Consider the following 13987-nt stretch of genomic DNA (forward strand, 5'->3'; position numbering starts at 1 on the left):
AGGTTTGATATGGAGAAAAAGTTTAATTCTAAAGCAATATTAGTCACCTTCATGATTGGTGCATTTTTTGCAATATTAAATGAAACATTGTTGAACATCGCATTAACAGAGCTGATGGAAGTCTTTCACGTTGATGCCCCGACTGTTCAATGGCTGGCAACCGGATTTATGCTTGTCATGGGTGTTTTAATGCCTGTTTCCGCTTTACTGATTCAATGGTTCACGACAAGACAGATGTTTATCGGCGTCATGTCGACTTTTTTAGTCGGAACCATCATCGCCGCTTGCGCAGTGAATTTTCCGATGCTCTTGACGGGACGCATGATTCAGGCGGTCGGTACAGGTCTCTTGATCCCTATTATTATGAACGCACTCTTGCTGATTTATCGGCCTGAAGTCCGCGGAAAAATCATGGGGACGTTCGGTTTGGTCATCATGTTCGCTCCGGCGATCGGTCCCACTCTTTCGGGCGTCATTGTTGACATCCTCGGCTGGCGCTGGCTGTTTATCATCGTCATTCCTTTTGCAGTATTTTCAATTCTGTTTGCGATGAAGTATTTGCAAAATGTCGGAGAAGCGACGCGCCCGCGGGCTGATTTTTTATCGATCATTCTCTCAACCATAGGGATCGGCGGAATCGTATACGGATTCAGCAGTGCCGGAGAGGCTCCGGAAGGGTTTCAGTCCCCTCTGATCATCGGTGTAATCATCGTCAGCCTGATCAGTATCGTGCTGTTCGTGCTTCGTCAGCTGAAGCTTGAACAACCGTTGCTGGATGTGCGTGTGTTCGCCTATAAAAATTACACGCGCGGGGTCTGCCTATTTGTGATTGTCATTATGGCGATGTTCGCTTCCGAAATCGTGATGCCGATGTATTTGCAAGGACCGCTTGGTTTTACAGCCAAAGCAGCAGGGCTTTTACTTTTGCCCGGGGCCTTGCTAAACGGTCTCATGTCACCGGCCATGGGCGCTTTATTCGATAAGTTCGGGCCGAGAAAACTCATCATTCCGGGTACGATCGTTCTCGTCGGCGTGATGTTTTTCTTCAGCAGGATCAATCCTTCGGTGCCGGTCTGGGCGTTTATTATTGTGTACATCATCTTGATGCTGTCGATCTCAGCCATCATGATGCCTGCGCAGACGAATGCATTAAACGAATTGCCGAAACATTTATATCCTCATGGAACAGCAATTTCCAATACACTTCAGCCTGTTGCAGGCGCACTCGGTGTTTCGGTGTTCGTCAGCATCATGAGCCAAGGCCAGAAAAGCTATCTTGCCGGACAAGAAACCGCAAGCCCGCAAATCGTGAATGAAGCGATGACTCACGGTGTTCACCATGCCTACTGGTTTGCTCTCGCTTTATGCTGTATCGCTTTCTTTACCGCTTTATTTATTAAAAAAGCGGTCGCACCTGATTTTGATCAAGAATAAACAAAAACTTAAAGGATGCCCTTCCGGGGGCATCCTTTTTTATCGTTGTTCTGCCGTGATTCTTTGGCTCTTATTTTCAGAATTGACGAGATTTTGTGATATAATGCTAGAATCATATTCATTTTATCGGAAAGGAACGGATTCCATGGAGTCATTTGTTGATCAAAAAGACGGGATTTTCAAATCCGTATGTTCGCTCGACTGCCCGGATCAATGCGGGCTGCTCGTTCATAAAAAAGAAGGAAAAATCGTTAAAATACAAGGCGACCCGGACCATCCGGTCACACAGGGCAATATTTGCAATAAAGTCCGCAATATGACGGAGCGTATTTATGATCCCAAACGGCTGAGAACCCCGCTGAAACGGACGGGGCCAAAAGGAGACGGGATATTTGAACCGATCAGCTGGGATGAAGCAATTGAAACGATTCGCTCCCACTGGCAGTCGCTCATTGAACAGGAAGGTCCCGAAAGCATTCTGCCCTACAGCTTTTACGGCAATATGGGAAACTTGACGGCTGAAGGAATGGACAGGCGCTTTTTTCACCGCCTCGGATCGAGCCAGCTTGACCGGGCGATTTGCACTCCTGCCGGTTCTGTCGGCTATAAATACACGATGGGCGGAAGCATCGGCACAGACCCTGAAGATACAACGGAAACAAAACTGTTTATCTTTTGGGGAATCAATGCGGTCTCAACCAACATGCATCAAATCACCATTGCTCAAAAAGCCCGGAAAAACGGTGCAAAAATCGTTGTGATCGACGTTCATAAAAATCAGACCGGGCGGATGGCGGATTGGTTTATTCCGATTCGCCCCGGCACGGACAGCGCGCTTGCGCTTGGCATGATGCATGTCTTATTCGAGGAAAATTTGGCTGATGAACCATTTCTGAAAGAATTTACAGTCGGCCATGAAGAGCTCCGCCGCCATGTGCTGCAATACGATCCCGCCACAGTAGAGGCAATCACCGGCGTATCCCGGAATGATATCATCGAGCTCGCCCGCTTGTACGGCCGCACCTCCCCTTCCCTGATCCGGATCGGCAACGGTCTTCAGCATCATGACAATGGAGGAATGATCGTTCGCACCATCGCGTGCCTGCCCGCGATCACGGGCCAATGGACGAAAAAAGGAGGCGGGGCGATCAAAGGCAACACGGCATTTTTGGCCTATAATACAAAAGCTTTGCAGCGTCCCGATTTACTAAAAGGCAGAACACCAAGGGTCATCAACATGAATCAGCTCGGCAAAGCTCTCCTGGATACCGAGCCTCCGATCCGTTCGCTGTTTGTGTACAGCAGCAATCCGGCCGTCGTCGCGCCGGAGGCGAACAAAGTCAGGAAAGGGCTTGAGCGCGAAGATTTATTCACGGTTGTTCACGATTTATTCCTGACGGAAACGGCACGGTATGCCGATATCGTCCTGCCGGCTTCTTCCGCTTTCGAAAATACGGATTTCTATACATCATATTGGCACCATTATGCGCAAATTCAGCAGCCTGTTATTGAGAAATACGGAGAGAGCAAGTCAAATACAGAAGTATTCAGACTTTTGGCTGAGGCGCTGGGCTTTGATGATGAACCGCTGAAAGATTCCGACGAAGAGATGATCAGACAGGCGCTTGACTGCCCTGATAATCCGTGGCTCGACGGCATTGACTACGACAGCCTGACTGAAAAGCATTTTGTCAAAGCCAATCGGAAAACGATTTTTCCTGATAAACTGCCAACCCCCAGCGGAAAAATTGAATTGTATTCAAAACTGATGGAACAGCACGGCTACCCGGGTCTGCCGACTCATACCCCGCTTGTTGAAACAGACAAGTATCCGTTTTTATTTGTACCTGGACCGAATCATAATTTTTTAAATTCGACCTTTTCAAACAATGAAAAGCATACCAAATTAGAAAAGGAGCCGAAGCTTCACTTGAATATAAAGGATGCCGAAGAAAAAGGCATTGAAAACGGAGATTTGGTGAAAGTTTGGAATGACCGCGGATCATGCATCCTGCCCGCTGCGGTCGGAGAACACGTCCTTCCGGGTGTGGCCGTCAGCCAAGGATTATGGGCGGATGCAGATGGGAAGCATTATCTCGTCAATGCACTGACGCCTGATCGATTAGCTGATATGGGCGGCGGAGCAACTTTCTTTTCCGGAAGAGTTCAAATTGGAAAAATATGAACGTGTATTAAAGACCGGTTGATGCAAAACCGGTCTTTTTGTCATTTTAGCTTCTTTAAAGTTTTGGCATAATCGGCGGCAAACGCCGTGCTGTTTTTCAAAAATTTGATAATGGTTTGCAGTTCTTCCTCTGAATATCGGCTTAAAAATCCGGCAGATTCTTGCGCCAAGTCTTGAAAGATATGAGAGATCTTCTCCAGGTTTTCCGGGATCAGCTCGACTAATAGACGCCTTCTGTCGGACGAATCCCTGATGCGTCTGACATAGCCCGCTTTCTCAAGACGGTCGATCACGCCTGTGATCGCTCCCGTTGTCAGCCCGCTTTTTGCGGCAAGCTCCCCCGCTGTTACTTTACCTTCCCGCGAGATGATCTCAAGGCATTTATGATCCGTTGCGTTCAGTCCGATTTTCTCGCCGATCGCCTCGTGCAGAAAAATGGTTGCGGTGCTGTGAAACCTCAATTGCTGTATCAGCTCGTTGAGCAGCCCGTCTCCTTCAATATGATTTGTTCTTGACATCGGTAACACCCTTCTATAAAATCATTATGTCTTAGCAGCTAAGATATTTATTTCCTGATATAAATAATCATAACAGGATGAAGCATCCATGCCAAACGCTGCTTTAGAACGAATTGATTTAAAAGGAGAATCGATTGATTTGTCACAAACTCAAAATCAAAAATTAGGATTTGTTGTAGCAGGACTTTTGCTTGCTATTTTGATGGCTTCGATGGACAATACCATTGTTGTCACGGCAATGGGAACAATTGTCGGCGATCTTGGCGGACTCGACAGCTTTGTCTGGGTTGTATCTGCCTTTATGGTCGCCGAAATGGCCGGCATGCCAATATTCGGCAAGCTGTCGGATATGTATGGCAGAAAACGTTTTTTTCTTTTTGGCAGCATCGTGTTCATGGCGGGATCAGCATTGTGCGGAACGGCTACAACCATTGAGCAGCTCAGCATTTACCGCGCGGTCCAAGGAATTGGCGGAGGCGCGCTCATTCCGATTGCTTTTACCATCATTTTTGACATTTTCCCACTGGAAAAGCGCGGTAAGATCACTGGACTTTTCGGCGCTGTTTTTGGCCTTTCGAGCATTTTCGGACCGCTCATCGGCGCCTATGTCACTGACTACATCAGCTGGCACTGGATTTTTTATATGAATCTGCCGCTCGGTATGGTTTCTTTTGTTTTCATTCTTCTATTTTACAAAGAGACGAAACAGCATGAAAAGCATCGCATTGATTTAGGAGCGATCACGCTCGTAGGAGCGGTCGTCTGCCTCATGTTTGCGTTGGAGCTCGGCGGGGAGAAATACGCATGGGATTCGAATGTCATCCTTACTCTTTTCGGAAGTGCAGCCGGCTTATTGATTTGCTTCCTCATGATCGAACGTAAGGCCAGTGAACCGATCATTTCGTTTCATATGTTTAAAAACCGGCTGTTTGCCGGCAGCACGCTTGTCGCTTTATTTTACGGCGGGACATTTATTTCGGCGACCATCCAGATTCCGATCTTTGTTCAGGGTGTGTACGGAGATTCTGCGACAAACTCCGGCCTTGTTCTTTTGCCGATGATGCTCGGCTCTGTCGTATCAGCCCAGCTTGGCGGATTCTTGACGACAAAAATGAGCTACCGGAACATTATGCTCATCTCCGGACTGGTTCTCGTCAGCGGGTTTTCTTTATTAAGCACGCTTAACATGGACACTCCGCGTTTATTATTAACAATTTATATGATTGTTGTCGGCTTGGGAGTCGGCTTTTCATTCTCTGTATTAAGCATGGCGGCTATCCATCATTTCGGTCCGGAACAGCGCGGTTCAGCGACTTCCACGAGCAACTTTATGCGCTCTCTCGGCATGACGATCGGCGCCAGTATGTTCGGAATGATTCAAAAAAACCAATTTTCAGAACAGATGGAAGATATGTTTAAAAGCACAGGCGCTTCAAATCCCGCCTCACCGAATGACGCCAACCAGATTTTGTCTAGTGCCCGGGCATCAATGCCGCCGGATATTTTAAATCACATCACCGAGGCGCTGTCAAATTCGATTGTTCATACGTTTACTTGGGCAATTTTCCCCGCAGCGGCCGCCTTTTTGCTCGTGTTTTTCATGCCGAATGACAGGGTGAAACCGAGAGCTAAAAAGCGAGTCAACAAAGCGGGCTGAACATCTAGCTTTGCAAAGATTTCTTTTTTCTCATTTTCGAAATCAATAACAGCGGAATCGGCACAATGCCGAATAAAACAGCCGCTTGATAGCCGATCATGTCGCCGAGAGAAAATACATCATCGATATTTTTTGGCGTCATTGCAAGCAAATACATTACCGGAAGCAGACCGAACATGATCGGTCTGCTCTTTTTTTTGAAAATTTGCGAGAGCCCCAGGGATGCAGCGTAAAATGAGACGGAAAAAGTTGCAAACAGCTGCATAATCCAGATGACAAGGAGCAGCGATTCAAAACGTTCAAATATCAAGCCGGGCATTTCAAAACTGCGGATGAGGTCAAGCGTCGGCCATGTCATCGCGGTCACCCCGTCAACTGACAGCCCCCCGATCACGAATACGACCGTTGTTAAATAAAAGAGCATTGCGATGCCGACTCCCATAACAGCGACTTTGACACCATCTTTCGGTTTTTTCATAAACGCCAAAAGGAACACCATCACCTCTGCGCTGATGAAAGAAAGCGTTGTCGCTTTTGTCCCCTTTATTGCCGGCATGATGCCTTTCCCAAGGACAGGCCGCAGATTATCCAGTTCAAATATGCCAAAGCTCATAAATACGACGGTTAAAAAGAAAAGGATTGTCACCGGAAAAATAATTTCAAATAAACGGGCGAGCGACCCCATTCCGTCTTTGATCGAATAAAATCCGACCCACATCATCGACATGACGATCGCCCAAATCGGTGTTTGCTGCAGCAAAAAAAAGGTGATGACTTCCGCCATGATTCTTGCTTCAAAAGCCGCAATCGCTATGAAATGGTCAATGAAAAGCAGACTGACCACAATACTGAGCCACTTTCCAACAATGTCTTCACCATATTGAAAAAATGTTTGACCGGGATAATCTTGGCTTAATTTTGTCATCACCACTCCGACTGCCGTTGTGATAAGTCCGCCTAATAGGACGGAAATCCATACATCCGGCGTCCCGGCTTCTTCTGCAGCGGTTCTCGGCAAGGAGAGAATCCCGGCCGCCATAATATAACTGACAAAGACAACGATTGCCTGAGAAGTCGTGATTTGATCTTCGGAACGGATCATTGCGCGTTTCTCCGCCTTTCGTGATTAGAAGTACTTCTGTTACTGATCCCCAACGGTTCCGTATTCTTTAATCGCGATTTGAACATGATATGTAATCGGTATATCGGTAAACGTCTCATCCCAATTTTTCTTTAGTTTTTCCCAAAGCCTCGGATACTTGATCCTCAGCTCGGTTCCGAATCCGGCAAGATCTGCTTTGTATTCGGTTTTCATTTTTTTTGTAATGTCCTCCATCGATTTTTTCACCGTTTTCGCGGTTGTTTTTTCGACTTTTTCTAAAAATTTGTCATCAAAAGCTTTTTCATTCGTGTTCCAGTTTTCCGCAAGATACCCATCTGACTTTATGTTCACTTCAAAAGACAGACGGTTTCCTTTAACGATGGGCTTGATGTTGCTTTTAATCGATTCGACGCCAAATGCGGTCACCTTCTTTTCTTTCGGATCATAACTTTTAACCGTGCTTCCAATTCCCTTACCGGTGATCCACATCACTCCTTCTAAATCATGTTCATCCAAATAGCCGATCAGCTTATTGGTTTTTCCGTTGATCGCAGCTGCTCCTGCATATTTGACTTCTCCATCGGTACCGATAACATTTTGAAGAAGATAGCTCGTTCCTGACCTCATTTTGCCTGTCAGTTTGGCAAGCGTCACAGGAGGAAGAATTTTTTTCGCTTTATATTCATTTTCGACGATTTTGCGCAGACGAAACGCCGGCATTTCGCCGGTTTCCTTCAGCTCAAGCGTGTCTCTCGCCCGCCCTCTTGTGACCATCACCATACTGCTCGGCCTGATTTCATTATCGCGGAGAGGCTGATCAAGCAGTTCTGCCAGCGAATAGGTGCGGAGAAGCTCAGCGGCGATGACAATCACCTTTAAATGAGGACTGAATACAGGTCTGTCCTGTCTCAATGCTACTTCGGTGTTAATTTGCTGAAGCGAGTCTCCCGTTTCATAAACGTTAATATACGTTTTTTGATCAGTACTTCCTCCGGTCGATTTTGAACCGGCGGCTTGTTCGTTCACGTATTGATAGATCATCGTAATCCGGTCTTTTTTCGGGTAATCGCCTCCCATTTCGTCAAATTTTTTTTCGAGTTCGGTTTCTTTGCCTTTGTCAATCCCCATCGCAAATGTGAGACCAAGCTCTTCAATTTCGTGGCTGCTCCAGCACCCGGTTAATAAAAACAAAAGGAAAGCAATCGTTAAGTAGCGAATGGTGTTAATTTTTTTCAAACTTTCTCCTCCTTACTTTCGATATCACCAAAAGCATGAGCGGGATTAGCCCGACTAAAAAGATGGCGCTGTTGCCGATCAGATCTCCCATTTGAAAGAGTTGGTTGATATTTTTAGGCGTCATTGCAATGAGATAAATGACCGGAAGCAAGCCGAATAATATCGGTTCCATCCTCCTCTTCAAGAGTTGTGACAGACCTACTGCAGCAGCAAAATAGCTGATCGTAAAATTGGAGAATAGTTGCATGATCCAGATGACCAGCAGCAAGGACTCAAACCGTTCAAAGATCAACCCCGGTATTTCAAAGCTTCTCATTAAATCAATCGTCGGCCAGGTCCGGGATGTCACTCCATCGATCGACAGTGCACCGATGACCATAATAACGGTGATCACATAAAAGACAATCGGGAAAGAGATGCCTATTAAAGCAGCTTTTAACGCTTGCTTAGGCTTTCTCATAAAAGGAACGATGATCAGCAGAACTTCTATGCCTGTATAAGCAAAAGACGTTGTCTTGACTCCTTGCATCACCGGCACGATCCCTTTCCCGAGAACCGGCCGCAAATTGTCGGTATCGAATATGCTTGCGCTCATAAATATGACGATAAGAAAAATGAGAACTGTAATCGGAAAAATGATTTCATAAAGTCGGGCAATCGGATTGATACCGCCGGTTATTAAATAGATCCCGCTCCATAAAAAAACCATCGCCATCGCCCAAAGCGGCGTTTCTTCCAGTAAGTAAAATCCCATAACTTCTGTAACGGAGCGGACTTGGAAACTTGACGTTGCGAGAAAATAGCAAATCAAAAGCAGGCTGAAAAGCCTTCCCGGCCACTTGCCAATAATATCGCGACTGTATTGATATAACGTTTTTTCGGGGTACTCCATGCTTAATTTCACCATGATGAAACCTGCTAATAGAGCAATCAATCCTCCAAATGCAACAGACAGCCAGACATCCGGTGTCTTGACAGCTTCCACAGATATCCGCGGCAGTGTCAAGATGCCTGTTCCCAGCAGAAAATTCGTGATGACGATAACGGTTTGTGAAACGGTAATTTTGTCTTGCTGACTCACCATCATGGAGAAATCCCCCCTTTCCTTTTTCAATCATCAGCCTCTGTCAGTTCCTTGTTTCCTCCTTCTTATTTTTGAAATCACCAGCAGAACGAGCGGGGTCAAGCCGCCTAAATAAACGCCGCTGTTTCCAATAAAGTCTCCGAATGCAAACATGTTGTTGATATTTTTCGGGATCATGGCCATGAGATAAATCACCGGAAGCAAGGCAAACAGTATCGGCCGAATATTTGTTTTAAAGAGATTGGCCAGGCCTAATGCCGCACCATAAAAAGAAATGACAAAGGTGCAGAACAGCTGCATGATCCAGATGACCAGCAGCAGCGACTCAAACCGTTCAAATATCAGACCGGGGATTTCAAAGCTTCTCATCAAATCAATCGTCGGCCAGGTCCGTGAAACCACCCCGTCTATAGACAGGGCGCCGATTACCATAACGACGGTGATCATATAGAAAAGCAAAGGGATGGCGATCCCGATCACAACCGTATGAATGGCCTTGCGAGGCTGATACATGAAGGGCATCAGGATCAAAATGATTTCAATACCTGAAAAAGACAATGCGGTCACCTTTATTCCTTTTAAGACAGGCCCTATTCCCTTGCCAAGTACAGGACGCATGTTGTCCACATCAAAAATTCCGATACCCATAAACACGACCAGCAGAAAAAGAATAAATGTAATGGGGAGCACGATTTGGAACAATCGGGCGATCGAACTTAAACCGCCAACGATCAAGTATAATCCGACCCATAAAAAAATCATCACTATGGCCCAGCGGGGGGTTCCTTCCAGTAAAAAAAAACGGATGATTTCAAGCATTGAGCGGACCTGAAAACCCGAATGGGCCAATAGATAAGACACGAAAAACAAGCTGATCAGGCTGCCGATCCATTTTCCGATGATGTCCTGATTGTATTCATAAAAGGTTTTATCAGGGTATTGATGGCTGAGCTTTACCATGATGATCGCGGCCAAGAGTGCGATCAAGCCGCCTAATATAAGCGTGATCCAAACATCAGGTGTCCCCACCTCGTCAACAGACGTTCGCGGGAGCGTCAGGATCCCTGTTCCAAGCAGGAAATTGGTGATGATAACAGCTGTTTCCGAAGTGGTAATGCGCTCTTCGTGCCTGACCATTATAAGCGTCTCCCTCCTTTCTCTGCTACTGACGTGTCGAATCGTCTGTTTTTAGCATCTTCGGCCGCTTTTTCATCATCTGTATCGGCATGCGAACGATGAAATCTTTCCAATCGCGCAAACGATAAGGGACAGCCGGGCTTGCGTATGGAACACCGAAGCTTTTCAGCTTCACCGCGTGGCTGGCAAGCATGAGGAAAAACAAAATCACCCCGTACAAGCCGAACGCGGCTGCACAAAACATCGCCACAAATCTCAGCATGCGCAGCGAAATACCGGCGCTGTATTGCGGAATGGCGAATGAAGAAATCGCGGTAACGGCAACAACGATGACCATAATCGGGCTGACAATGCCTGCCTGCACGGCAGCCTCCCCGATGATGATACCGCCGACGATTCCCATCGCCGGACCGATTGGTTTTGGCAGCCGAAGGCCGGCTTCGCGCAAAATTTCGATCGCCACTTCCATAATGAGCGCTTCGATCAGCGATGGAAAAGGTACACCCACCCTCGTTCCGGTAATGGAAATCGCAAGTTCACTCGGAATCAGCCCAGGATGAAACGATATAAAGGAAATATATAAAGCGGGTCCAAGAAGCGAGATCATCGCTGCGCCAATTCGCATGATGCGGATCAGTGAACTCGGGAGCCAGCGTTCATAATAATCCTCGGGCGATTGCAGGAGCATACTGAATGTAACCGGAACGATTAAAACAAAAGGCGTCCCGTCCAATAAGATGGCCACTCTGCCCTCCATTAACGCACTCATCACCCTGTCAAGACGTTCAGTGCTTTGCACCTGCGGAAATGGACTGAGATAATTGTCTTCGATCAGCTGCTCGACAAAACCTGATTCGAGCACATCATCGATATCAATCTTTTCGATTCTTTTTTTGACTTCTTCAACCAGTCCTGGTTCAGCCACGTCTTTAATATAGGCGACGACAAGATTTTTGACAGCTCGCTTCCCAACTTGAAATTGAACCATAGACAAATTTTGATTTTTGCCGTGCTGCCTCAAAAGGGCTGTATTTGTGCCAATTGTTTCCGTAAAGCCGATGCGCGCCCCTCTGACCAAGGATTCAGATACGGGCTCTTCAATGTTCCTTGTATTTTTTTTAACGGTTCCCAGCAATAAAACTTCCGCTGAACCGTCGATCAGCAGTATGGCCGTACCCATCAACACTTCCGGCACCACTTCGCTGACATGCTTTGCCACTGATACTCCGCTGATTGATAAAATCTGCTTTTGGATTAAGTCCGGTATATTGCTGCTTAATGAAGAAAGCTCAATGTTATATTCTTTGGAGAAATCATCCATAAGGGATTTCATAATATGTTTGTCAATCAGGTCTTGATCTGCAAGCATTTCAACAAAAACAATCGCCGCCCGGATGCCGGTGCGCCCTAAGTTGAATTCTCGGAAATGAACGTCTGAGTTATTCTCCAAGGCTGTTTTGACCGCTTGCAGGTCGTGATCAAAATCGCCGGTCAAATACCCCGTTGATTCCAAAGCCGGCACTTCATTTTTAGGTTTTTCCGGCTTGTTGGACGATTGTATCAATCTGCGCGTTTTTGCTTTCCACCATCTCATATCAATCATCCCCTGCCGTACGAAGCCACAGAAATACTTTTGATATGGCAAACGGGACGAAAAAAACAAAAAAAGCCTGCATCAGGACCATCCAGTCCGGAAAATAGGAAACAATCGTTTTCCACATGTTGATCACCCTTTTTTATTGCTGTAGTAAGTCCATCATTTTTATCCTATTATTACCTTGGGTGCCATATCTAATGGGTGGTAATTTAAACCACGTCAAACAAAAAAGAACCATCTGTGTTAAAAAACACAAATGGTTCTTTCCATTTATTCTTTTTCTAAAAACGCCCGTTTGCGTTTGGCCAGCTCTGAAAATTCCTGATCCAATTGATGATATCTCGGGTCTTGGGGTGTGAGTCCGGCCAATTCTCCGAGAACGGCGGTCATCCGATTTTCGATGCGAAGCCGCTCCTCTTCATCGCGTTTTGCATGTCGCTGTTTCTTTCTGTTCCGATAATCTTTCAATCCGGTTTCGACGCGGATGATGCGCCCATTTTCAAATACAAGAAGTTTGTTGCACAATTGATCTGTAAAATACAGGTCATGCGACACAATGATGATCGTGCCTTGAAACTCAAGCAATGTCTGTTCAAGCTGCTCTCTGCTTGGCAAATCAAGGTGGTTGGTCGGTTCATCCAGAATCAGCAGATCATAATCCTTTAAAATCATACCTGCCAGTTTAATCCGGGTCCGCTCCCCGAGGCTGAATGTCCCGATTTCATTATGAAAGCGGTTTTCTTTGATTCCCATATTGGCCAAAATGGTCCGCGCATTTGCGATTTCGGCTCTGTCAGACAAATTCAGTACTTCAGCCACTGTTTGATCAACGCTTAAATCACTGACATCCTGGCTTAAATATGCGGCCTTTACAGATCGGCTCTTCCATAGCGTTCCGGCTGTTGCAGGTTCAGCATCCAACATCATCTTCACAAGGGTCGTTTTGCCGCAGCCATTGTCTCCGATAAGCGCTATTCTCTCACCATGACTAACGTAAAAATGGCTGTCTTTGAATAAAGTGCGTCCGTCAAACGCTTTTGTCAGGTCTTTTGCTTCAATAATCCGCTTGCCCCTTTTTTCTCCCGATGAAAATTGAAAATTTACAGATTCTGCTTCTTGTGGCTTTTCCGCTTTGTTTTTTTCAAGTTCTTGTTCAAGGCGTTTAAGCTTTGATTTGACTTGGTTATCGAGCTTTTTGGCTTTTACCCGGTGGTATTCTTTAAAGCCCAGCTGCCTTCGTTCTGACCGTGATCCCTGTTTTGTTGAGTCATGGTGGGCTTTCTGTGACCAATTTTGGAGCGTTGCAATCTGTGACTCGATTCTTTCTTTTTGCTTTTGCTGGACTTCATATTGGTGCAGACGTTCTTCATATAACCGTTTTTTCTCCTGCCGGTATGCACTATAGTTTCCTTGATAAGTGTGCAATTTCCCATCTTCCAGCTCAAGTATTTTGGAGACGGATTGATCCAAGAAATAACGGTCATGAGAAATAATCAATACAGCCCCTCGATATTGTTGCAGTTCTTCAAGGAGCCAGCTGATTCCTTTTAAATCCAAGTGATTGGTCGGCTCATCTAAGATGAGGAGATCAGGCACCGTTTTCCAGACGTGCGCCAGTGCAAGCTTTAGTTTTTCTCCCCCGCTCAAATGGCTGAGCCGTTCGGAATTCCAGCTCTGGACCTTTGATAAGCCAAGATGGCTGGCCAACTGATATAATTTCCCGCCCTCATCGCCTGTTAAGATGCTGTTGAAATCATGAACGGAGTACTCAATCGACTGGAGCAGATAGCCGATTTTAAGCGTCCGGTCTGTTTGAACAGTACCTTTGTCGGCTTCTATATGACCGCTCAATATATTTGCGAGCGTTGTTTTCCCCGCTCCATTGTATCCGACCAACCCAATCCGCTCTTGATTGGAAATGTCAAAATCGATGTTTTTTAAAATCGTTTGCTCTCCAAAGCTTTTTTGCAAACCTCTTATTTTCATTAAGATCGTCATACCGTTCACCTCTGTTTTATTTTGGCTGACAACAAAAAA

The 13987-nt window shown here is 46.0% G+C and carries 11 protein-coding genes; 3 read left to right on the forward strand and 8 right to left on the reverse strand.

Annotated features, from left to right (window positions below; genetic code table 11):
- Positions 1–9 precede the first annotated feature (9 nt).
- Positions 10–1434 carry an MDR family MFS transporter gene (locus tag QMZ64_RS11785; RefSeq protein WP_265626842.1) on the forward strand — a complete coding sequence of 475 codons (1425 nt, stop codon included), beginning with the start codon at positions 10–12 and terminating at the stop codon, positions 1432–1434.
- A gap of 145 nt (positions 1435–1579) precedes the next feature.
- Positions 1580–3619: a molybdopterin-containing oxidoreductase family protein gene (locus QMZ64_RS11790; RefSeq protein WP_265626840.1), complete on the forward strand. Its 2040-nt coding sequence runs from the start codon at positions 1580–1582 to the stop codon at positions 3617–3619.
- Between the two features lie 41 nt (positions 3620–3660).
- Here the strand turns inward: QMZ64_RS11790 and QMZ64_RS11795 are convergent, their stop codons facing one another.
- On the reverse strand, positions 3661–4137 hold the full coding sequence (locus QMZ64_RS11795) for a MarR family winged helix-turn-helix transcriptional regulator (RefSeq protein WP_165427186.1): 477 nt from the start codon (positions 4135–4137) through the stop codon (positions 3661–3663).
- 202 nt (positions 4138–4339) lie between these two features.
- Here QMZ64_RS11795 and QMZ64_RS11800 point away from each other — a divergent pair, with 202 nt between their 5' ends.
- Positions 4340–5794 (forward strand): MDR family MFS transporter, encoded by a 1455-nt coding sequence (locus QMZ64_RS11800; protein ID WP_301441318.1) that lies wholly within the window; start codon positions 4340–4342, stop codon positions 5792–5794.
- Positions 5795–5798: 4 nt separating this feature from the next.
- Here the strand turns inward: QMZ64_RS11800 and QMZ64_RS11805 are convergent, their stop codons facing one another.
- From QMZ64_RS11805 to abc-f, 7 genes are all read right to left on the reverse strand, one after another.
- Complete coding sequence (locus QMZ64_RS11805) at positions 5799–6896, reverse strand: spore germination protein (RefSeq protein WP_165427187.1); 1098 nt, start codon at positions 6894–6896, stop codon at positions 5799–5801.
- A 39-nt stretch (positions 6897–6935) separates the two neighbouring features.
- Entirely contained in the window at positions 6936–8132 is a 1197-nt protein-coding gene (locus QMZ64_RS11810; protein WP_165427188.1) for a Ger(x)C family spore germination protein, read from the reverse strand.
- A complete protein-coding gene (locus QMZ64_RS11815) occupies positions 8119–9219 on the reverse strand; it encodes a spore germination protein (protein WP_265626838.1) in 1101 nt (366 codons plus the stop codon). The genes QMZ64_RS11810 and QMZ64_RS11815 overlap by 14 nt, the downstream gene beginning before the upstream one ends.
- A gap of 30 nt (positions 9220–9249) precedes the next feature.
- The gene (locus tag QMZ64_RS11820; protein WP_165428670.1) at positions 9250–10356 is read right to left on the reverse strand and encodes a spore germination protein; all 1107 of its coding nucleotides are present in this window, start codon (positions 10354–10356) and stop codon (positions 9250–9252) included.
- Positions 10357–10378: 22 nt separating this feature from the next.
- A complete protein-coding gene (locus QMZ64_RS11825; RefSeq protein WP_265626837.1) occupies positions 10379–11947 on the reverse strand; it encodes a spore germination protein in 1569 nt (522 codons plus the stop codon).
- Between the two features lies 1 nt (position 11948).
- Complete coding sequence (locus QMZ64_RS11830) at positions 11949–12074, reverse strand: hypothetical protein (protein ID WP_023855724.1); 126 nt, start codon at positions 12072–12074, stop codon at positions 11949–11951.
- A gap of 146 nt (positions 12075–12220) precedes the next feature.
- Positions 12221–13948: a ribosomal protection-like ABC-F family protein gene (abc-f, locus tag QMZ64_RS11835; protein WP_265626836.1), complete on the reverse strand. Its 1728-nt coding sequence runs from the start codon at positions 13946–13948 to the stop codon at positions 12221–12223.
- Between the last annotated feature and the right edge of the window lie 39 nt (positions 13949–13987).

Origin of the sequence: Bacillus sp. LB7 (genome assembly GCF_030449715.1) — a bacterium.
Taxonomy (GTDB): domain Bacteria; phylum Bacillota; class Bacilli; order Bacillales; family Bacillaceae; genus Bacillus; species Bacillus paralicheniformis.